This is a genomic window from Bacillus cereus group sp. MYBK95-2 (genome assembly GCF_051915225.1).
Taxonomy (GTDB): Bacteria; Bacillota; Bacilli; order Bacillales; family Bacillaceae_G; genus Bacillus_A; species Bacillus_A cereus.
Map to the genome: position 1 here is coordinate 956,058 of NZ_JBQAEH010000001.1, position 22,075 is coordinate 978,132.

Sequence of the window (22,075 nt, forward strand, 5' to 3'; positions counted from 1 at the left end):
ATTACGACAATAAAACTTGTCAAAACAGCTATTATTATTTTGCTCATCTTTCTAATATAGGACATACTACTATATATACAAAAGACAATATGCAAATGTTCATATAAAAATATTATATTTTAATATATAATATAAAATGATTTTCTAACATCAAGGAGGATACATATGAAGATGAAGAGGGGCATTACCACTTTATTATCTGTAGCGGTTCTATCTACATCACTTGTAGCATGTTCAGGAACACCAGAGAAAACAGTGGCGAAAGAAGAGAAAGTAAAATTAACAGAACAACAATTAATGGCTGATTTATGGTATCAAACAGCCGGTGAAACGAAAGCACTTTACTACCAAGGGTACAACATTGGTCAATTAAAGCTTGATGCAATTCTTGCAAAAGGGACAGAGAAAAAACCTGCTATCGTGCTTGATTTAGACGAAACTGTTTTAGATAACAGTCCTCATCAGGCAATGAGCGTAAAAACAGGCAAAGGCTATCCTTACAAATGGGATGATTGGATTAACAAAGCTGAGGCTGAAGCCCTTCCAGGCGCAATTGATTTCTTAAAATATACAGAGTCTAAAGGTGTAGATATTTACTACATCTCAAATCGTAAAACGAATCAACTAGATGCAACAATTAAAAATCTTGAGCGTGTAGGTGCTCCTCAAGCAACGAAAGAACATATATTACTACAAGATCCGAAAGAAAAAGGAAAAGAAAAACGCCGTGAACTCGTTTCTCAAACCCATGATATTGTCTTATTCTTCGGTGATAACTTATCTGATTTCACAGGTTTTGATGGGAAATCTGTAAAAGATCGTAACCAAACAGTAGCAGATTCAAAAGCACAATTTGGTGAGAAATTCATTATTTTCCCGAATCCAATGTATGGCGATTGGGAAGGCGCTTTATATGATTATGATTTCAAAAAATCAGATGCAGAAAAAGATAAAATCCGTCGCGACAACTTAAAATCATTTGATGTAAAATAAAAGAGGATGGCATTCGCCATCCTCTTTTATTTTACTTTCTCTGTTAAAGGCAAGATAAATACTTCCACACGTCTATTCTTTGCCTTTCCTTCTTGTGTATCGTTTGGAGCAATTGAACGGTATTCTCCGTATCCAATCGCACTAAATTTTTCTGGTTGTAATTCTTTATTTTGCAGTAATACTTGCATAAAATTAACTGCCCGCTGCGTACTTAATTCCCAATTCGACGCAAACTGCGCATTGGCAATAGGGACATTATCCGTATGACCCGATACTGTAATTTCACGAGGTGACGCTGAAACAAGTAAGCTAGACATCTCTTTTGCAATCCCTAAAGATTCTAATTTCACATCTGCTTTCCCCGAATCAAACAGTATATTTTCTAATATTGTCACCATTAATCCCTTTTCAGTTAATTTAGTTTGAAAAGAAGAAGATAATTGTTTTTCATTAATATATTGATCAATCTTTTTTTGTAATGCTTTCAATTCATCCATCTCTTTTTTTTCTTTAGCTCTAGCTTCTTCTTGTTTTTTTGCTTGTTCTGCCTCAAGGCTACTTGCTGATAATTCTTTTTCATCATTTGGCTTTTGATCACTTAAAAATTCTTTGTTACCTGTTCCCCCAGCTAATTCACTTCGAAAAGCAACTGCCATCTGTTTAAACTTCGCAGCATCTATACTACTCATTGCGAATAAAACGATAAACAATGCAAATAACAACGTTAACATATCAGAATATGGGATTAACCACGTTTCATCGATATGCTCATCATGTTTTTTCTTTTTGCCTCTTCTATTTTTCTTACTCCGCATTTTTTTCTGCTCCTTTTTCTAGCTTTTTACGCTCAGTTGCAGAAAGTGCACCTAAAATGCGGTTCTTCATAATAAACGGATATGTACCTTCTTGTAACATTAATAAACAATCAATGATTAAACGTTTTTTCTCAATTTCAGCTGAAGATTTTTGCTTTAACTTATTTGCAAATGGATGCCATAATACATAACCTGAAAAAATACCAAAAATCGTTGCAATAAACGCACCCGAAATAGCATGACCTAACTTTTCAATATCAGTTAAGTTACCAAGCGCAGCTACAAGACCGATAACAGCACCTAAAACTCCTAATGTCGGTGCATACGTACCAGCTTGTGAAAAAATAGCAGCTCCCTTTGCATGTCTTTCTTCAATTGCTTCTAATTCAGATTCCAAAATCTGCTCTAAATCTTCTGCGGATACGCCATCAATCACAAATTTCATACCGCGCAAAAGAAATTCATCTTGAATTTTGTCTAATTGTTGCTCTAAAGACAAAATACCGTATTTTCTACTTTCAGATGTCCAATGAACAAATAATTCTAGCAACTGTTCATAACTTAAATCCTTTTTATTTGAACCAAAAAGAACTTTAAATAGTTTTGGAACCCTTTTTAGTTGATTCATCGGAAATGCAATACATACTGCAGCAAATGTACCGATAAAAATAATTAATGCTGCGGCAGGATTTAATAAGGCTGTTACGTCAGCGCCCTTGACGACCATCCCTACTACCACTGCTACAAATCCTAAAATAAGTCCAATAATTGTTGCAAAATCCATTCCCATTCACTCCTAGTCTATACAAGAAGTTCTTTATTCTCGATAATCGCTACATCTTCTTATGTATATATATTACATAAAAAATGCAAATCATGAAAGATAAGAAATGAATTATATAAAAAAATACTACAAATTCACACATTTTCTGACATTTTCTTTGCATTTCTATTACGTTATGACTCTTATATTCCTTTTCCAACAAACTAGATTTATAATAAAAAAAACAATACACATTTTATGAAGAAGGGACTGTGATTACAAGGCATCATGAAAAAGATAATAATTATTTCTGCCACTACTATTGTAATCGGGATCACATCTTTCGCTTACTTTGGTTCTAAAACACCACTACATAATGAAGCAAAAGCTGTCGAAAGTCAAAAGCATAATAACCATAAAAAAGAAGAGATTCCTGCTTTTCCAAAAGCTGATCATAATGCAAAGAAAATAGACAATGACTTTTCAGTTGTAACAAATCCAAAATCTAATCTTGTCTTAATTAATAAACATCGAAAACTACCAGATGGATACATTCCTGAAGACTTAACGAGACCAAATGTACCATTTATTAGTCCAAAAGATAAAGAAAAAACATTGCTGCGCAAAGATGCTGCCGAGGCACTTGAAAACATGTTCAAAGCTGCGAAAAAAGAAGGGCTTGATCTTACAGCTGTATCTGGTTATCGTTCATACAAACGCCAAAAATCGTTGCATGATACATACGTTAGACGTCAAGGAAAAGCCGAAGCTAATTCGGTAAGCGCAATTCCTGGTACAAGTGAACACCAAACGGGTTTAGCAATGGATATTAGTTCAAAATCAGCTAAATTTCAATTAGAGCCTATCTTCGGAGAGACAGCAGAAGGAAAATGGGTCGCGGAACATGCTCATGAATTCGGCTTTGTCATTCGTTACTTAGAAGATAAAACAGATACAACAGAATATGCCTATGAACCATGGCACTTACGCTACGTTGGTAATCCATACGCTACATACCTATATAAACATCACTTAACATTAGAAGAAGCGATGGAAGACAAAAAATAAGAGAGCAAATTGCTCTCTTATTTTTCTTTCACTCTATTATTGTAGTAATTTCTTCTTCCATTCTTCAGGCCATGGTTCGCCTCTTCCTGTTTTTTTCGAAGCTTGAACCATCATTCCGCGACCTACTAAACAAACCTCTCCTGCTGCATTCTTCACCATATAATGTAAATCTAAAGAAGAATTCCCGACCGATCCTGCCTTTACATACACCTTCAGCTGTTCATCAAAATATATTTGCTTAATAAAATTACATTGTAAATCCGCAACAAGGATCATCGTTTCTGATGATGCATGTGTCCACTCTTGCATAAATCCAAGTTCTTTAAACAACGCAATACGAGCTTCTTCAAAATAAGTAAAAGCAACGACATTATTTACATGTCCAAACATATCTACTTCACCAAAACGAACCTTTACAGGGTTGTAAAACGAAAAACCACTTTCCCATTGCTCAAAGTCTTCAATATAAGAAATCCTCTTCATTGTTATCTCTCCTTTTCACCTTGAAATAAACAGAATAAACAGAATAATAAAGTTATAAATATTGCCTCTTCGATATGAAGAGGCAATATTTATTAATAGTTATTATCGCTACCAAAGAAATCTTTGAACGATTGAATTGTTGTATCACGGTTTAATGCCGCAATTGAAGTTGTTAAAGGAATACCCTTCGGACATGATTGCACACAGTTTTGAGAGTTACCACAGTTTGCTAGTCCTCCATCTCCCATAATTGCACGTAAGCGATCTGCTTTATGCATTTCACCCGTTGGATGTGAGTTGAATAAGCGAGCTTGTGATAACGGTGCTGGTCCAATAAAGTCAGACTTACTGTTTACGTTTGGACATGATTCTAAGCAAACACCACATGTCATACATTTTGAAAGCTCATAAGCCCATTGACGCTTTTTCTCAGGCATTCTTGGTCCTGGACCTAGGTCATACGTACCATCAATTGGAATCCACGCTTTAACGCGTTTTAGAGCATTAAACATGCGACTACGATCAACTTGTAAGTCACGTACAACCGGGAATGTCTTCATCGGTTTTAAGCGAATTGGTTGCTCTAATTGATCGATAAGTGCCGTACATGATTGACGTGGTTTTCCGTTAATCACCATCGAACATGCACCACATACTTCCTCTAAGCAGTTCATATCCCAGGCAATCGGAGTTGTTTGGTTCCCTTTTGAATCAACAGGATTACGACGGATTTCCATAAGTGCTGAGATAATATTCATATTCGGACGATATGGAATTTCAAACTCTTGGTCAAACGCTTGCGCATCTGGCCCGTCTTGTCTCGTAATGATGAGGCGGATTGTTTTCTCAGACATGTTGTTTATCCCCCTTCTCTTCACCCTTAGCAGCTACATCGTGTTTTGAAGAATAATCACGTTTACGCGGTTTAATTAACGAAATATCAACGTCCTCGTAATGGAATGCTGGTGCATTTCCTTCTCCCTCAAATTTTGCCATCGTAGTTTTTAAGAAGTTTGCATCATCACGATTTGGGAATTCAGGTTTGTAATGCGCCCCACGGCTCTCATTACGGTTATATGCGCCAATTGTAATAACACGTGCTAACTCAAACATATTTGCAAGTTGGCGTGTAAATGAAGCACCTTGGTTACTCCATCTTGCTGTATCGTTAATGTTAATACGTTTGTAACGAGCCATTAATTCTTCAATTTTCGCATCTGTTTCTAATAATTTTTTATTTTCACGAACTACTGTAACGTTATCTGTCATCCATTCTCCAAGCTCTTTATGAAGAACATACGCATTTTCGTTACCATCCATCGTTAAAATATTGTTAAATTTCTCTGTTTCGATTAATTCATTTTGCTCATATACAGTAGATGAAACAGCATCAGATGATTTAGAAAGACCTTTCATATACTCAATTGCGTTTGGTCCTGCTACCATACCACCATAAATTGCTGATAATAGTGAGTTCGCACCAAGACGGTTACCACCGTGCATAGAATAATCACACTCACCTGCTGCAAATAAACCTGGAATGTTTGTCATCTGTTTATAATCAACCCATAGTCCGCCCATTGAATAGTGAACAGCTGGGAAGATTTTCATCGGTAGTTTACGAGGATCATCCCCTGTAAATTTCTCATAGATTTCAATAATTCCACCTAGTTTAATATCTAGTTCTTTTGGATCTTTATGAGAAAGATCTAAGTACACCATGTTTTCACCGTTAATACCTAGTTTTTGCTCTACGCAAACATCAAAGATTTCACGCGTTGCGATGTCACGAGGTACAAGGTTTCCGTAAGCCGGATATTTTTCTTCTAAGAAGTACCATGGTTTACCATCTTTATATGTCCAAACACGTCCACCTTCACCACGTGCAGATTCACTCATAAGACGTAATTTATCGTCTCCAGGAATTGCCGTTGGGTGAATTTGAATGAACTCACCGTTTGCATAATATGCGCCTTGTTGATATACAGCAGAAGCTGCTGTACCTGTATTGATAATGGAGTTTGTTGATTTTCCGAAAATGATACCAGGGCCCCCTGTTGCCATAATCACGGCATCTGCTCCGAAACTTCTAATCTCCATAGTTTGTAAGTCTTGTGCAACGATTCCTCGGCACACACCTTCATCATCAACAACAGCTCGTAAGAAATCCCAACCTTCATATTTCGTTACAAGTCCTGCTACTTCGTGACGACGTACTTGCTCATCTAATGCGTAAAGTAATTGCTGTCCAGTTGTTGCACCAGCAAATGCTGTACGGTGATGTTGCGTTCCACCAAATCGACGGAAATCAAGAAGTCCTTCTTCCGTACGGTTGAACATAACACCCATACGGTCCATTAAATGAATGATACCAGGTGCTGCTTCACACATTGCTTTAACTGGTGGTTGGTTCGCTAAGAAGTCCCCACCATAAATTGTATCGTCAAAGTGGATCCATGGAGAATCCCCTTCACCTTTCGTATTTACGGCACCGTTAATTCCGCCCTGAGCACATACAGAATGTGAACGTTTTACTGGTACTAAAGAAAACAGTTCAACATTTACTCCTGCTTCTGCCGCTTTAATCGTTGCCATTAAGCCAGCCAAGCCACCGCCGACTACTATAAGTTTCCCTTTCATGCTCTCCCACTCCTTACTGGTTTGCTAGCTGTGGATCGATGAACGCTAATAATGCACTCACACCTACATAAGATAAACCTAAGAAAATAGCTAATGTTACATAAGTAGAGATTCTTTGTGAACGTGGAGATACTGTAATTCCCCAGCTGATGCAGAATGTCCATAGTCCATTTGCAAAGTGGAAAATTGTTGAAACAACACCAACTAAGTAGAATGCAAACATAGCTGGATTGTTTAAAATATCTGCCATCATATCATAGTTTACCTCTTTACCTAACATTGCTTGAATACGAGTTTCCCAGACGTGCCAAGAAATGAAGATCAGCGTAACGATACCTGAAATTCTTTGGAAGACGAACATCCAGTTACGGAAATAACCGTAAGAAACCGCATTGTTCTTAGCTGTAAATGCAATATATAAGCCATATATAGCATGGTACAGTATCGGTAAAAAGATGATGAAAATTTCTAGCGCATACCGGAATGGAAGGAGCTCCATAAAGCCTGCAGCTTTGTTAAAAGCCTCTGCTCCTCGTGTTGCAAAGTTGTTTACAATTAAATGTTGCGTCAAAAAGACACCAACCGGGATGACCCCCATTAATGAGTGCCACTTACGAAACGTATACTCGCGGCCTTTCATGTCCCCATTACCCCCCTTGAATGTTTGACTGCTGTTTTCAGATTAGTTTATGACAATAATGTTTTTTCACTATTGGCATAAGAAAAACTGAAAAAATTATTCGAAATATTTCAGCATAATTTGATACCAAGTTCATTTTACTCCTATTTTTGTCGAAGCGTCAAGAAAACGTATACATAATTTGCATATAATTTGCCAATTCTTTTTTTCTTCTTATATATTCAGATTTTCCTAAAGAAAAATCTGTTTTTATAAATGTGAAATGTTATATAATAATCCCTATAGAAAGAGGGGAATATTGTGAGTAAAAATACAATCGATACAACATCTTTAGAAGATGTTTCATTGAACGCCTTCGCTTATGAATTGCTACGTGAAGAATTACTACCTGATTTAATCGGCAACGATTTAGATGGTATTTTATACTGGTCTGGTAGAAACCTTGCAAGAAAATATCCGCTAGAAACAATTGAAGAAGTCATTCAGTTCTTTGAAAAGGCTGGCTGGGGCACTTTAAGCATTGTTGAACATAAGCGTCGTGAAATGCAGTTCCAACTTAAAGGCACACTCATCGCAGAACGTCAAAAACAAAAACGACATTCTTCTTATCAACTAGAAGCCGGATTCATCGCTGAACAAATCCAAAAGCAACGGAACGTCGTTGCAGAGTCATACGAAGAAAAGAAAAAACGTTCTGACTCTATTACATTTCTTGTAAAATGGGATATAAAAGATCTCATTGAAGTGTAAGCATTACCTACAGTCAACTAGACATATCAGTTTAGTTGACTTTTTTGTATTTTCATTCAGATGAGTTTATTTTAAATCTTCAGAAATTATACCAAAAAACAGAAGACGTTGTAAACTACAACGTCTTCTTATCTGTTAAATACGTATAAATCGTCTCCGCGACATTTTTCGGCATACCCGCTTCGACAAATTCCTCTATAGAAGCTTCTTTCATCTTCTTTAATGAACCAAAATGTTTTAACAATACCTTTTTCCGTTTATCACCGATTCCTGGAATATCATCCAATGCTGATTGAATGACAGATTTCCCATGTAATTGACGATGGAATGTAATCGCAAATCGATGCACCTCATCTTGAATACGCTGCAATAAATAAAATTCTTGGCTATTTCTCTCAAGCATCACAGGTTCCGGTGGATCCCCAATAATTAAATGGGAGGTTTTATGTTTATCATCTTTTACAAGACCTGCCATCGGAATATATAATCCAAGCTCATTCTCTAAAATATCACTCGCAGCCGCTAGATGGCCTTTTCCTCCATCAATAATAATCAAATCAGGTAAAGGTGAATTTTCTTTAAGCGCCCTTGTATAACGGCGCCTCACAACTTCTCTCATAGACTCATAATCATCTGGCCCTTGAACCGTTTTAATTTTATATTTTCGATACTCTTTCTTCGCCGGTTTCCCATCGATAAAAGCAATCATTGCAGAAACGGGATTTGTTCCTTGAATATTTGAGTTATCAAACGCTTCAATACGATACGGCGTTTCAATCCCAAGCTGCTTCCCTAAATGATCTACCGCTTTAATCGTTCGTTCTTCATCACGTTCAATTAAGTAAAACTTCTCTTCAAGAGCAATCTTCGCATTTTTATTTGCCAATTCTACAAGGTCTTTTTTCTTACCACGTTTCGGCTGCGTCGCTTCCACTTCTAAAAAGCGCTCTACTAATTCCGAGTCTATACTTCCTGGAACGACAATTTCCTTCGGCTTAAAATGACTACTGTTTTCATAAAATTGGCCGATAAACGTTAAAAAACCCTCTTCTGGTTCATCGTAAATTGGAAACATAGAAACATCACGTTCAATTAGCTTTCCTTTTCGAACGAAGAAAACTTGAACACACATCCATCCTTTATCAACTGCATATCCAAACACATCACGATCTACTAAGTCACTCATAATCATCTTTTGTTTTTCCATAATCGCATCAATATGAGCAATTTGATCACGCAACTCTTTTGCACGTTCAAACTCTAGTTTCTCTGAGGCCTCATACATTTTTATTTCTAGTTCTGAACGAACTTCTTTATGTCCACCATTTAAAAACTTAATAATTTCATCTACAATTTCTTTATTTTGTTCTTCCGTCACTTCTTTCACACAAGGCGCTAAACATTGACCCATATGATAATACAAACAAACTTTATCTGGCATATTCGTGCATTTCCGAAGTGGATACATACGATCTAGCAGTTTTTTCGTTTCATGAGCAGATTGTGCATTTGGATAAGGACCAAAATATTTCCCTTTATCCTTTTTTACGTTTCGAGTAATGAGTAAGCGCGGTTGCTTCTCCGCCGTAATTTTAATAAAAGGATATGTTTTATCATCTTTTAATTGAATATTATATTTCGGATCATATTTTTTAATTAGATTTAACTCTAAAATAAGTGCTTCTAAATTCGAAGAGGTTACAATATATTCAAAATCAACAATTTCTCCTACAAGCCGCAGTGTTTTCCCATCATGTGAACCAGTAAAGTACGAGCGCACACGATTTTTAAGCACTTTTGCCTTTCCGACATATATAACCGTTCCTTGCTTATCTTTCATCAAATAACAACCAGGTTGATCTGGTAAAATAGCCAACTTCTCTTTCAAATGTTCGTGCACTCGTCTCCCTCCATTTCTACATACTTAGCATTTTTATTTTCCCTTGAAAACATACTATGCCCAAACACCCAACATACGTTCTTTTATTGTAACGGAAAGACTGTAAAAAAGAAAATAAAAAAAGCTACCAAATGGTAGCTTTTTTTATTTTAGAAGTGTTTAGAAACTAATTCTACTAACGCTTCTTTCGGTTTGTAACCTAACGCTTGATCAACTACTTTACCGTCTTTTAATACGAAAAGAGCTGGAATGCTCATTACTTCGAATTGACGAGCAGTTTCTTGGTTTTCATCAACGTCTACTTTTACTACTTTTACTTTTTCGCCTAGTTCTGCATCAATTTCCTCTAATACAGGAGCGATCATTTTACAAGGTCCACACCAAGGTGCCCAGAAATCTAATAATACAACACCTTCGCTAGTTTCTGCTGCGAAGCTTTGGTCATTTGCGTTTACAATTGCCATTTTATTTCCTCCTTCAAGTATATTCTACCAAGAGTATATCATTAACTTATATACGTGGCGAATAATATGTATCGTTATGTATTGTAACAAAAAAATGTTCCTTTATACTATATAAAAATACGGATTAAATACTAAAAAGATGAGAGACAGGGGATCTCTCACCTTTTTCTATATATAGGGGTACTTCACTTGGAACTCAAGGGTACTTAAATCATGAATGTACTTTTAACTTTTTAAACTCTTCTGTTAAAAGAGGTACAACTTCGAATAAGTCACCGACAATACCATAGTCAGCTACTTTAAAGATACTTGCTTCTGGATCTTTATTAATCGCAACGATTATTTTCGAGTTAGACATACCTGCTAAATGCTGAATCGCACCAGAAATACCACATGCAATGTATAAGTCTGGCGTAACAACTTTACCAGTTTGACCAATTTGTAATGAGTAATCACAGTATTCAGCGTCACAAGCACCACGAGATGCCCCAACAGCGCCGCCTAGTACGTCTGCTAACTCTTTTAATGGCTTAAAGCCTTCTTCACTCTTCACACCACGTCCGCCAGCGATAATAACTTTTGCTTCAGAAAGATCCACACCTTCTGCTGTTTTACGGACAACATCTTGAATGATTGTACGTAAATCTTTCACATCAACTGTAATAGAAGATACGTCACCGCTGCGAGACTCATCTTTTTCCAGAGTTGCAATATTATTTGGACGCACTGTCGCAAATAAGATGCCGTCTGTTACAATCTTCTTCTCGAATGCTTTACCAGAGTAAATTGGACGAGTGAAGATAACATTTCCACCTTCAACCTCTAAAGCAGTTACGTCAGAAACTAAACCAGCTTCAAGCTTCGCTGCTAATTTTGGTGATAAATCTTTACCAAGTGCTGTATGTCCAAAAACGATACCTTCTGGATTTTCTTCAGCATGTACAGCTAAAAACGCTTGTGCATAACCATCAGATGTATATGATTTTAATTTATCATTTTCAACTGTCACAACGCGATCTGCACCGTAATGAATCAATTCATTTGCAAAAGAGGCAACGCTGTCTCCAATTAGAAGACCTACTACTTCACCGCCTTCTGCAATTGTTTTTGCTGCTGCTACCGCTTCAAAAGAAACGTTACGTAGCGATCCATCACGAACTTCACCCATTACTAATACTTTACGAGCCATAGATTTTCCCTCCTGCATATATAATTTCGTATTTTATTAGATTACTTTCGCTTCTGTATGGAGCAACGATACAAGTTCTTTTACTTGATCTTGCAGCTCGCCTTGTAACACTTTTCCTGCATCTTTCTTAGGAGGCAAATAGATTTCAATTGTTTTTGTCTTTGCTTCCACATCATCTTCTTCTAAATCTAAATCATCTAATTCTAATTCTTCTAGCGGCTTTTTCTTCGCTTTCATAATACCTGGAAGCGATGGATAACGCGGTTCATTTAAACCTTGCTGTGCTGTTACTAAAACTGGTAATGAAGTTGCAATCACTTCTGTATCACCTTCAACATCACGCTCAATCTTCACATTTGTACCGTCAATTTCAAGTTTTGTAATTGTCGTTACATATGGAATATTTAACGCTTCAGCTACGCGTGGCCCTACTTGTCCAGATGCACCATCAATTGCAACGTTTCCGCCTAAAATTAAATCTGCATCTTTATCTTTTAAATACTCAGCAAGTACTTTTGCTGTCGTGAACTGGTCACCATTTTCTACATCATCTTCAATATTAATTAATACCGCTTTATCACAGCCCATTGCTAATGCAGTACGAAGTTCTTTCTCACTATCTTCGCCACCGACTGTTACAACTGTAACTTCTCCACCTTGTGCGTCTCTTACTTGAATTGCTTCTTCAATTGCATATTCATCGTAAGGGTTGATGATGAATTCCGCTTCGCCATCGTAAATTGCACCGTTTTTAATTACGATTTTTTCTTCTGTATCAAATGTTCGTTTCATGAGTACGTAGATGTTCATTCCATTTACCCCCTTGTTTTTCAGAAAGATTCTATCAATTTTAATTTTCTGTTAATTTATATTAAAAAAATAATTGAACTACCTGCCACTAAATGAAGGTTTACGCTTTTCTAAAAATGCGGCTACACCTTCTCTTCCATCTTCACTCGTAAATACTTCACCAAAAATTTGTGATTCACGTTGTACACCTTCATAGTAATGAGACGATTTTGTCGTTTGCAATAACTCTAGTACAGCACGAGTTGTTGCTGGACTTTTTCCAGCAATTTGTTTTGCAACTTTAAGCGTATCATCTAAAAGAGATTCTTCAGAGAACAATCCGTTAACAAGTCCCCACTTTAATGCTTCTGCACCAGTAATTGGTGTACTTGTTAACATCATTTCACAAGCTTTCGCTTTCCCAACATAACGTGGTAAGCGCTGTGTACCTGCAAAGCCAGGAATTAATCCAAGTGTTAATTCAGGTAAACCAAGTTTTGCACTTTCAGTTGCAAAGCGCATGTGGCAAGACATAGCAAACTCAAGGCCGCCGCCCAGTGCCGCTCCATGAATTGCCGCAATAACTGGTTTTGAACATTTTTCAACACGCTCAAACGTAACTTGTCCAAGCTGTGCTAATTCTGTTGCTTGCTTCGCTTCAGTAACAGATGTAAATTCTTTAATATCTGCTCCTGCTGAGAAGAAACGTCCTTCACCGTGAATAACAACAACGCGAATGTTATCATCCTTTTCCACTTGATCAATTAATTCAGTAACATCATGCATAACTTGTGAAGACATCGCATTCGCTGGTGCGTGATTTAATGTCGCCACCGCGATATGATCTTCAACTCTTACAGATAGGAATTTCAACATGATCCCTCCCATTATTGACGATAACCACAAGCTGCAATAAGTAGCCCGTGTACCGTTTTTGAAAGTGCGACCAGATCATACTTATGATCGCTCATTACCCAATTGGTCACAACTTCATCTACTGTTCCAAAGATCATTTGTCTTGCCACGCGAACATTTAAATCTGCTTGAAATTCACCTTGTTTTATACCAGTCTCTAAAATCTCATCCATAACTTGTAAGTAGCCTTTTAATACTTCATTTATTTTAAGGCGCAAGTCTTGATTGGACTGCCTTAGCTCTAATTGCGTAACGATAGCAAGAGGATCATTTTGCGACAACAGCAAGAAGTGCGTTTCTACCAACATGAATAACTTCGATACAGCGCTTTCAATTCCTGCTGTTTTTTGACGAATTGTTTCGACAAATTCTCCCATCTTCTCTTGGAATAAGGATATTAATATATCTTCTTTATTTTTAAAATATAAATAAATCGTGCCATCAGCTACCCCAGCTTGCTTTGCGATTTTAGAAACTTGCGCTTGGTGGTACCCATTCTCCGCAATCACAATGACTGCCGCATCAATAATTTGATTGTATTTCGGTCTATTTTTCTTCACTTTACTGTCCCCTTCAAGAAGATGACTGAATGAATAGTCATTCATATTCTTATAATACTGACTATTTAGAAAAGTGTCAATCCTATTTTTTCAAAAAGAAAGGGCCTTAGCCCGTTTGCTCATCCTCATTCTTTCTCTTCTCTTCATCTATTAGAACACGGCGTAAAATTTTCCCTACTGTCGTTTTTGGCAATTCATCTCTAAACTCATATACTTTCGGCACTTTATAAGCCGCTAAATATTTACGTGCAAACTGATTTAATTCTTCCTCAGAGCACTCCGTACCTTCTTTTAACACAACAAATGCTTTAACTGTCTCTCCTCGGTACGGATCTGGAACTCCAATTGTCACTACTTCTTGCACTTTTTCATGCTCATATAATACTTCTTCAACTTCACGAGGATACACATTAAATCCACTCGCGACAATCATATCTTTCTTGCGATCTTTTACATAGAAGAATCCATCTTCATCCATGTAGCCAACATCACCTGTATGGAGCCAGCCATCTTGCAATACAGCCGCTGTTTCCTCTGGCTTATTCCAATATCCTTTCATAATTTGAGGGCCTTTCACTACAATTTCCCCTATTTCTCCTGGCGGTAATGCCTCACCAGTTTCAAGCGACATAATGATTGCTTCTGTATCTGGCCACGGAACTCCGATGCTACCTGGCACTCGCTTTTCCCATAAAAAATTACTATGTGTAACCGGAGAGGATTCTGTTAAACCATATCCCTCTACTAGTTTACCACCTGTAACTTTTTCGAACTTTTCCTGTACTTCTACTGGCAGTGGTGCTGATCCACTAATACAAGCACGAATAGAAGAAATATCGTATTCTTTTAAAAGCGGACTATTTAAAAGAGCGATATAAATAGTTGGTGCCCCTGGAAACAATGTCACTTTATGCTTCTTAATCGCTTCAAAAACCATTTTCATATCAAACTTTGGAATAAGGACCATTTTGTATCCTTGCATAATACTTAAATTCATAACAGCTGTCATACCATAAACATGGAAAAATGGAAGAACCCCAAGAACGACTTCTTCTCCTTCTTTGCAATTATATAACCATTGAACTCCCATTAACGTGTTAGAGACGAGGTTTTTATGCGTTAACATAACTCCTTTCGGAAATCCGGTTGTTCCTCCTGTGTACTGTAAAAGAGCTAGATCATTTTCAGGATCACAAGGCACCTCAACATTCGTATTCACTTCTTTTTCTACTGAATTCCAAAGATGAATTGTTTCACTCTCTGATACTTTCACAACTAAATTCGACTGTTTTTTCTGCACAAATGGATACAATAGATTTTTAGGGAATGGTAAAAAGTCTGCAATACGAGTTACGATAATATGCTCAATTTTTGTAGCAGATTGAACATTCGTTACTCTTGGAAACACTAAATCGAGACAAAGAATTACTTTTGCTCCCGAGTCATGAAGCTGATATTCTAATTCCCTTTCTGTATACAGTGGATTGGTTTGTACTACGATACCTCCCGCAAGTAATGTACCGTAATAACCAATTACAGCTTGCGGACAATTCGGCAACATAATAGCAACTCGATCACCCTTTTCCACACCGAGCTTTTGAAGATAATTTGCAAACCGCTTCACCTTATCATGGAAGTCCGAAAACGTAATATCCTTCCCTAAAAAGTGAAGCGCTTTCTTTTCTGGGTAGCGAAATGCCATCTGTTCTACATATCTATGAAGCGGCTGAATATCATAAGAAATCGTACTAGGAATTTCCTCTGGATAACTTTTCAACCATGGTTTTTCCACCTTCATTCCCCCTTCAAATACATAAAAAATAAATGAATGTTCATTCATGATGGTTATTTTCATTATATTATAGTCACCATAACGTTACAATCATAATATTCTGACTTTTATATAACTATGCTTTACTTCATTAACTTCTTATTATATGTAGAAACTCTCCTAATCTTAAAAGAGTAAGAGAGTTATGGCTTAGCTCAATCTTATTATCGTTAACACTGCTCCTGGGGTAGTTGTTGATAATGTTGCGACAGCTAACAAACCAAATAATTGTAAGCTAATAGCATCTCCTGCTGCAAGAGTTGTAATAATTGTTGCACTAAATGATGTGGTTGCTACCGCAGGAGAATTTATCGTCCCAGCAAGTGCCCCTCCATTAATTGTAATCCGTGAACTGACTAATAATGAAGCCGTTATATTAATTGTATATGAAATATAATAATTACCAGCATTTGCAACCGTAAATACTGTGTTTCCACCAGAAACAGTAATTCCTGGACCGATGTTTTGATTATTTGGAAGCGGGACATTCGTTCCACCAAGAACTACCGATATCGCTGTTCCCGACGTATTATTTGCAAATGCATATGTCGCCGTGATACTTGTACCTGTAGCCCCGGTTGAACCCGTTGAGCCCGTCGCTCCTGTTGCTCCTGTCGCTCCCGTTGGACCTGTTGAACCCGTTGGACCTGTGTCGCCTGTCGCTCCTGTTGGGCCTGTCGCTCCCGTTGAACCTGTCGCTCCCGTTGGACCTGTTGAACCTGTCGCCCCTGTTGGGCCTGTCGCTCCCGTTGGACCTGTTGAACCTGTCGCCCCTGTTGGGCCTGTCGCTCCCGTTGGACCTGTTGAACCTGTCGGACCAACCTTAGGAACTGTCCCATCGCAACTAAAACAGCATGAATCAACATGTACACCATTTTGATTATTACACCCACAATATCCATTTATGTTATTGCTCCATGAAGACATGTTGATCACTTCCTTTACATTCGATCTTTTTAGCGCAATCACCGACTTAAAAAACACCTATCTAAATAACAAAGAAATACTTTGCCTAGTCGGGGATAAAACACAGATTTCCTCCATACATTCTAGTAATTATTACATGCAATTCACTCTCCTTTTGCTTGTACTTTCGCCTCATCTCCACAGATTATTAACCATACACATTACACTTTCGTACACAGCCAAGTTCCCATTTTAACTTTCCACATTCGCCAATATTTTTAGTAAAGAGACTTACTCTCCATAAAGTGAAACTTTAATCAGCCCGACTCCCACCTAACTTCTTTGCTCCATCCAAATTTTGAGATATGAATCTTACAGCCGGGCAAATAGCGGGATAAATAACGACTATAATATATATAAATTCATATAATTTGTTGTTTTTCGTCAAAATTTTAAAAATATATTGACACTTAAAATACCCTCATAGTATGATTTGGGTGTTGTAATTGATAACCATTTTCACTTATGGTGCTAGTTATAAAAAACACTTAATTTGGGGGCAGAAGATGAAGAAAATTCTCAGTATTTTCATAGTAGTTCTTCTATTCGCTGTTGGATGCGGACAGCAAAAAGAGGAGAAAAAAGAAACAAAAGCGGACAATAAAAATCAAGCTATAACAATTAAACACGCTGAAGGGGAAACGAAGTTAGATAAACCAGCAAAAAAAGTAGTTGTACTTGAGTGGGTATATTCAGAAGACTTATTAGCACTTGGTGTTCAGCCAGTAGGGATGGCAGACATTAAGAATTATAATAAATGGGTAAATACAAAAACAAAACCAAGTAAAGATGTTGTAGATGTAGGGACACGTCAACAACCAAACTTAGAAGAAATTAGCCGTTTAAAACCAGACTTAATTATCACAGCTTCATTCCGTGGTAAAGCAATTAAAAATGAATTAGAGCAAATTGCACCAACAGTTATGTTTGATCCATCAACAAGCAATAACGATCACTTTGCTGAAATGACAGAAACATTTAAACAAATTTCAAAAGCAGTTGGAAAAGAAGAAGAAGGTAAAAAAGTATTAGCTGATATGGATAAAGCATTCGCTGATGCAAAAGCAAAAATTGAGAAAGCAGACTTAAAAGATAAAAACATCGCAATGGCACAAGCATTTACTGCTAAAAACGTACCAACATTCCGTATCTTAACTGACAATTCTTTAGCTTTACAAGTTACAAAAAAATTAGGTTTAACAAATACTTTTGAAGCAGGAAAATCTGAGCCAGATGGTTTCAAACAAACAACTGTAGAATCATTACAAAGTGTACAAGATTCAAACTTCATTTACATTGTAGCGGATGAAGATAACATTTTTGACACGCAACTAAAAGGCAACCCTGCTTGGGAAGAATTAAAGTTCAAAAAAGAAAACAAAATGTATAAATTAAAAGGCGACACTTGGATTTTCGGTGGTCCTGAGTCTGCAACATCTTTAGCAACACAAGTAGCAGATGTAATGACAGCGAAGAAGTGATTACACAATGAATAGCTTACAACATACACTTCGAGCAAGTCTTGTATTCGGAGGAGGAGCAGCTCTCTTGCTCCTCCTTTTCTTTATTCATATCGGACAAGGTCAAGCAAACATTTCCTATAGTATGATTATTGATGCTCTTATCTCACCGAACCAATCGCTAGAACATCAAACTTTAATCATGCTTCGATTACCTAGAGCTGTAATTGCCATTTTAGCTGGAGGCGCTCTTGCTGCATCAGGGGTTATTTTACAAACGTTAACGAAAAATCCACTTGCTGAATCCAGTACAATGGGTATTCACTCTGGCGCATATTTCTTTCTAGTAGCGGCTACAATTTTCTTACCGAAAGGTTTACAAATTAATTCTCTTCTGTTCACATTTATCGGCGGCGCTATTACTGCTTTATTTGTATACCGTATTTCTGGTGGAAAAAAGGGAACCCCACTTAGAATGGCATTAGCTGGTATGGTCGTTACATTAATGCTCTCTGCCTTTGCTGGAACGATGCAGCTTTTCTATGAAAATGAAACAGCTGGTTTATTTTTATGGGGAGCTGGCTCTCTTATTCAAAATAACTGGGATGGCGTTCAATTTGCTTTTCCATTTATCATTATTTCTTTCCTAGTTTTACTATTTATGTCTCGTAAACTCAACATTCTCTTACTTGGTGATGATGTTGCTGTTTCTCTTGGTGAAAAAACAGCAGTAACACGTCTTATCGCCTTCATTGCTGCAATCTTTTTAACAGCAGTAATTGTTACTGTTGTTGGACCAATTGGATTTGTCGGCTTAGTTGCGCCTCATTTAATGCGCCTTATCGGATACCGTCAACACTTTACTCTTCTTCTCTCTTCTTTCTTATGGGGGGCAGTATTATTACTTGGAGCAGATGTTGTCGGTAGATTAATAGATCCAACCGGTGCAGAACTTCCTGTTGGGGCAGTCACAGCAATGATTGGATCTCCTTGGCTTATTTACTTAGTGTACCGAATGATGAAGTCGAAACAATATATGAATGATAACGGTGCGAATGCAGCTGGAGCTAGTTCCCGCTATTACTCTTATAAAAAGGTAATCATTATATCTATCACACTTTGTATTGTGACGATTGCTCTTGGTGTTACAATCGGTAGTAACGCTTATATCGAAAGCATTACTAATGTTATATCAGGTCAATTAACACAATTTGACAAAAATATGATGATGAATCTTCGTTTACCAAGAATGCTCGTTGCTGCTATTGCTGGCGCATGCCTTGCAATAAGTGGGCTTGTTTTCCAAGGTATATTACGAAACCCACTTGCCGATCCTTCTATTATTGGTATTTCATCGGGAGCTGGTGTCGGTGCTTTAACGATTATGTATGTCTTTCCTGCACTTCCTGGTTTCTTCCTACCAATTGGTGCATTTATTGGCGGACTACTTGCAGTTGGAATTGTCCTCTTCTTCTCTTGGAAATCAGGATTTAGTCCAACAGCTCTCGCTTTAATAGGGATTGGTATTTCTGCGCTTGGCTCAGCAATTATTCAAATCTTTATCGTTAGAGCCAATTTGAATGTTGCCGCTGCTTTAACATGGTTATCTGGTAGTACGTATGCAAGAGGGTGGAATCACTTAGAAAATATCATTCTATATCCATCTCTAATTCTTGTATTCATTATCTTTTTCTTAATAAAACAACTTGACGTTCTCGTACTGGGAGACGATTTAGCAACTGGACTTGGGCAACCAGTAAATAAAACACGTCTTGCTCTGATTGTGCTAGCGACACTACTTGCATCAGTAAATATCGCTGCTGTCGGTACAATTTCCTTTTTAGGCCTTGTCGCACCTCACTTAGCAAGAATTGTTGTTGGTATGAATCATCAAAGACTATTCGTTTGTTCAGCACTATTTGGAGCAATCCTTCTTTCTGTTGCTGACTTACTTGGACGTACAATCGCATATCCGAAAGAAATTCCTTCTGGCCTTGTCGTTGCTGTACTTGGAGCACCTTATTTCTTATGGTTGATGAGGAAGAGTGGGAAGAAAGTTAATTAAAAAGGAGGCTTCGTTTTTTAGAAGCCTCCTTTTTATATACTAAATAAAGTGAAACTTTAATTAGTGGGGGGGTTCTTCATCCCCACTGATTATTAACCCAAACCAATTGGGCTTTTATGAGCAGTGGATCTCCCACCTAACTTCTTTGCTCCAGCCGAATCTTGAGGTGGGAATTTTACTGCAGGTGAATAGCGGGATAAATTACTCTGATCTCACTAATTTCACAGATTTAGTCCCTCCCATAAACTCATGATGTACAGTTAATGTGCTCTCCTCAAGTTTCAAATCAACCTTCTGTTTTCTTTCTCCCATTAAAAATACAAGCTCTATGGAAATAATCCCTTGGTCCACACTTAATATTCGAAAGTCTCCTATAGTAGTCCCTTTCCCAAAAATATTATGTTCCATAAATTCTCCGCCTGTTTTCTCACTATTAATAGATTCTATTTCCAACCCAACTGGCCTGTCTGTACTTTCTGATGACATCCAAGACCCCTTTAACTTTCCAATAACAGCCTCTTTTTTCTTTTCATTTTTTAACTCTTCCTCTTTTTTCTTAACTTCTGCTTGTTGAGTTAGTAAACCATCTATTTGCTTATTCAGCTCTTCGGCCCGTTGATTTTCCGAAATAAATTGTTGATTTTGGCCAGTATCGTTAACAATTTTATTTACTATCCCTTTAGCCTCTTCATACTTTTTATCATTCTTTAACTTCTCTGCCTTTTCCAATTGACCTATATATTGACCTTTTAACTCTTTATGCTCTATGAGCGAATCTTTTTGTTCTTTCGCTTGACTTTGAAGGATTGCGGAACCATCTTTCATCTTTTCTACTTCTTGAAACAAACCTATTGCTTGTTCTATATTTCCACTCGATTTCTCTTTTATCGAACTTATCATCTTAGTAGTTTGGTCTTTTAATACCTTTGCTTCTTTATCATCCTTTTTCTCTTCTAATGCTAGCTCAAATGATGCTACTGCCGTGTCATATTCTTTACTCGCTAACGCCAATTTCCCTTGATCCATTGCTTTTTTATAGGTTTCATTGCTACATCCTACCATTAAAAATAAAATTATGATTCCTAAAATCAATCTTTTCATAATATCCCCCTGAATTAATATAATTCTATATACACTCAATAGTATCATAAAATTTATATATAAAATTTTAAATACCATTATTAAAACATAAAGGGAACTTGTCATTTCTTCTCGAACTTAATCTATGAACATAAGTAGAGGGGGATAACAATAATGTACCAAACAATTGAAGGCTTCTTGCAATCATGGACATACGAAGCAGAGTCTACTCAGAAAATGCTTGATTCATTAACCGATGCATCTTTATCACAAGAAATTGCACCTGGACATTGGACGTTAGGAAGAGTCGCTTGGCATATCGTGACGGCAATTCCTGTTATACTATCTGGCACAGGGCTAAAGTTTGAAGGAGAAACGAAAGATTATCCTGTTCCAACTTCTGCAAAAACAATTGCAGATGAGTACCGTAAAGTGAATGCGGCTTTTGTTGAAGCACTTCAAAGTAAATGGACTAATAAAGATTTAGCAACTATTAATGACTTCTTTGGTCGCCCTATGCCGAATTCTATATTTTTAATGACACTTATTAATCATCAAAATCATCACCGCGGGCAAATGACGGTTTTAATGCGACAAGCCGGCTTAACAGTTCCTGGCGTATATGGCCCCGCAAAAGAAGAATGGGCTGCGGCTGGAATGGAAGCTCCTAAAATGTAACGACAAAAAAGACAAGGTGTTTACAC

The 22,075-nt window shown here is 37.2% G+C and carries 21 protein-coding genes; 6 read left to right on the forward strand and 15 right to left on the reverse strand.

All coding sequences use genetic code 11. From position 1 onward, the window contains the following. The first annotated feature begins 165 nt into the window (after positions 1 to 165). Complete coding sequence (locus tag ACTFN4_RS04950) at positions 166 to 993, forward strand: 5'-nucleotidase, lipoprotein e(P4) family (RefSeq protein WP_000782767.1); 828 nt, start codon at positions 166 to 168, stop codon at positions 991 to 993. Between the two features lie 26 nt (positions 994 to 1,019). On the opposite strand, the gene motB is transcribed toward ACTFN4_RS04950, so the two are convergent. Continuing rightward, positions 1,020 to 1,808: a flagellar motor protein MotB gene (gene motB, locus ACTFN4_RS04955; protein ID WP_001256734.1), complete on the reverse strand. Its 789-nt coding sequence runs from the start codon at positions 1,806 to 1,808 to the stop codon at positions 1,020 to 1,022. Then, complete coding sequence (gene motA, locus ACTFN4_RS04960; protein WP_000344859.1) at positions 1,798 to 2,592, reverse strand: flagellar motor stator protein MotA; 795 nt, start codon at positions 2,590 to 2,592, stop codon at positions 1,798 to 1,800. Before motA ends, motB begins: the two co-directional genes overlap by 11 nt. A gap of 267 nt (positions 2,593 to 2,859) precedes the next feature. Between motA and ACTFN4_RS04965 the strand changes: the two genes are divergently transcribed. Then, positions 2,860 to 3,639: a M15 family metallopeptidase gene (locus ACTFN4_RS04965; RefSeq protein WP_000720201.1), complete on the forward strand. Its 780-nt coding sequence runs from the start codon at positions 2,860 to 2,862 to the stop codon at positions 3,637 to 3,639. A 36-nt stretch (positions 3,640 to 3,675) separates the two neighbouring features. On the opposite strand, the gene ACTFN4_RS04970 is transcribed toward ACTFN4_RS04965, so the two are convergent. From ACTFN4_RS04970 to sdhC, 4 genes are all read right to left on the reverse strand, one after another. Further along, a complete protein-coding gene (locus ACTFN4_RS04970; protein ID WP_439962104.1) occupies positions 3,676 to 4,122 on the reverse strand; it encodes an acyl-CoA thioesterase in 447 nt (148 codons plus the stop codon). Positions 4,123 to 4,214: 92 nt separating this feature from the next. Next, positions 4,215 to 4,976 carry a succinate dehydrogenase iron-sulfur subunit gene (gene sdhB, locus ACTFN4_RS04975; protein WP_001291827.1) on the reverse strand — a complete coding sequence of 254 codons (762 nt, stop codon included), beginning with the start codon at positions 4,974 to 4,976 and terminating at the stop codon, positions 4,215 to 4,217. Continuing rightward, entirely contained in the window at positions 4,969 to 6,762 is a 1,794-nt protein-coding gene (sdhA, locus tag ACTFN4_RS04980; RefSeq protein ID WP_000676750.1) for a succinate dehydrogenase flavoprotein subunit, read from the reverse strand. The genes sdhB and sdhA overlap by 8 nt, the downstream gene beginning before the upstream one ends. Before the next feature lie 13 nt (positions 6,763 to 6,775). Then, positions 6,776 to 7,402, reverse strand: a complete 627-nt coding sequence (sdhC, locus tag ACTFN4_RS04985; protein ID WP_000678354.1) for a succinate dehydrogenase cytochrome B558 — start codon at positions 7,400 to 7,402, stop codon at positions 6,776 to 6,778. 300 nt (positions 7,403 to 7,702) lie between these two features. On the opposite strand from sdhC, the gene ACTFN4_RS04990 reads away from it, so the two are divergent. Further along, positions 7,703 to 8,152, forward strand: coding sequence for a YslB family protein (locus ACTFN4_RS04990; RefSeq protein ID WP_000042226.1), 450 nt, complete (start codon positions 7,703 to 7,705; stop codon positions 8,150 to 8,152). A 115-nt stretch (positions 8,153 to 8,267) separates the two neighbouring features. Here ACTFN4_RS04990 and uvrC read toward each other — a convergent pair whose 3' ends face one another. From uvrC to ACTFN4_RS05030, 8 genes are all read right to left on the reverse strand, one after another. Beyond that, positions 8,268 to 10,052 carry an excinuclease ABC subunit C gene (gene uvrC / locus ACTFN4_RS04995; protein WP_000544296.1) on the reverse strand — a complete coding sequence of 595 codons (1,785 nt, stop codon included), beginning with the start codon at positions 10,050 to 10,052 and terminating at the stop codon, positions 8,268 to 8,270. A 149-nt stretch (positions 10,053 to 10,201) separates the two neighbouring features. Next, positions 10,202 to 10,516 (reverse strand): thioredoxin, encoded by a 315-nt coding sequence (gene trxA / locus ACTFN4_RS05000; protein WP_001018943.1) that lies wholly within the window; start codon positions 10,514 to 10,516, stop codon positions 10,202 to 10,204. A gap of 211 nt (positions 10,517 to 10,727) precedes the next feature. Next, positions 10,728 to 11,705, reverse strand: a complete 978-nt coding sequence (gene etfA, locus ACTFN4_RS05005; RefSeq protein ID WP_000101945.1) for an electron transfer flavoprotein subunit alpha — start codon at positions 11,703 to 11,705, stop codon at positions 10,728 to 10,730. Positions 11,706 to 11,741: 36 nt separating this feature from the next. Continuing rightward, a complete protein-coding gene (gene etfB, locus ACTFN4_RS05010) occupies positions 11,742 to 12,515 on the reverse strand; it encodes an electron transfer flavoprotein subunit beta (RefSeq protein ID WP_001029028.1) in 774 nt (257 codons plus the stop codon). Positions 12,516 to 12,593: 78 nt separating this feature from the next. After that, positions 12,594 to 13,370, reverse strand: coding sequence for an enoyl-CoA hydratase (locus tag ACTFN4_RS05015; protein WP_000911292.1), 777 nt, complete (start codon positions 13,368 to 13,370; stop codon positions 12,594 to 12,596). A gap of 11 nt (positions 13,371 to 13,381) precedes the next feature. Next, entirely contained in the window at positions 13,382 to 13,969 is a 588-nt protein-coding gene (locus tag ACTFN4_RS05020; RefSeq protein ID WP_000742223.1) for a TetR/AcrR family transcriptional regulator, read from the reverse strand. A gap of 106 nt (positions 13,970 to 14,075) precedes the next feature. Continuing rightward, positions 14,076 to 15,761, reverse strand: a complete 1,686-nt coding sequence (locus ACTFN4_RS05025) for a long-chain-fatty-acid--CoA ligase (RefSeq protein WP_439962105.1) — start codon at positions 15,759 to 15,761, stop codon at positions 14,076 to 14,078. Positions 15,762 to 15,950: 189 nt separating this feature from the next. Continuing rightward, entirely contained in the window at positions 15,951 to 16,727 is a 777-nt protein-coding gene (locus ACTFN4_RS05030) for a BclA C-terminal domain-containing protein (RefSeq protein ID WP_439962106.1), read from the reverse strand. A gap of 545 nt (positions 16,728 to 17,272) precedes the next feature. Here ACTFN4_RS05030 and ACTFN4_RS05035 point away from each other — a divergent pair. Beyond that, entirely contained in the window at positions 17,273 to 18,247 is a 975-nt protein-coding gene (locus ACTFN4_RS05035; RefSeq protein ID WP_259591314.1) for an ABC transporter substrate-binding protein, read from the forward strand. 7 nt (positions 18,248 to 18,254) lie between these two features. Next, positions 18,255 to 20,291: a Fe(3+)-hydroxamate ABC transporter permease FhuB gene (fhuB, locus tag ACTFN4_RS05040; protein ID WP_439962107.1), complete on the forward strand. Its 2,037-nt coding sequence runs from the start codon at positions 18,255 to 18,257 to the stop codon at positions 20,289 to 20,291. A 201-nt stretch (positions 20,292 to 20,492) separates the two neighbouring features. On the opposite strand, the gene ACTFN4_RS05045 is transcribed toward fhuB, so the two are convergent. Next, positions 20,493 to 21,392: a hypothetical protein gene (locus tag ACTFN4_RS05045; protein WP_439962108.1), complete on the reverse strand. Its 900-nt coding sequence runs from the start codon at positions 21,390 to 21,392 to the stop codon at positions 20,493 to 20,495. A 153-nt stretch (positions 21,393 to 21,545) separates the two neighbouring features. On the opposite strand from ACTFN4_RS05045, the gene ACTFN4_RS05050 reads away from it, so the two are divergent. Beyond that, positions 21,546 to 22,049, forward strand: a complete 504-nt coding sequence (locus tag ACTFN4_RS05050) for a DinB family protein (protein WP_000284980.1) — start codon at positions 21,546 to 21,548, stop codon at positions 22,047 to 22,049. The last annotated feature ends 26 nt before the right edge of the window (positions 22,050 to 22,075 follow it).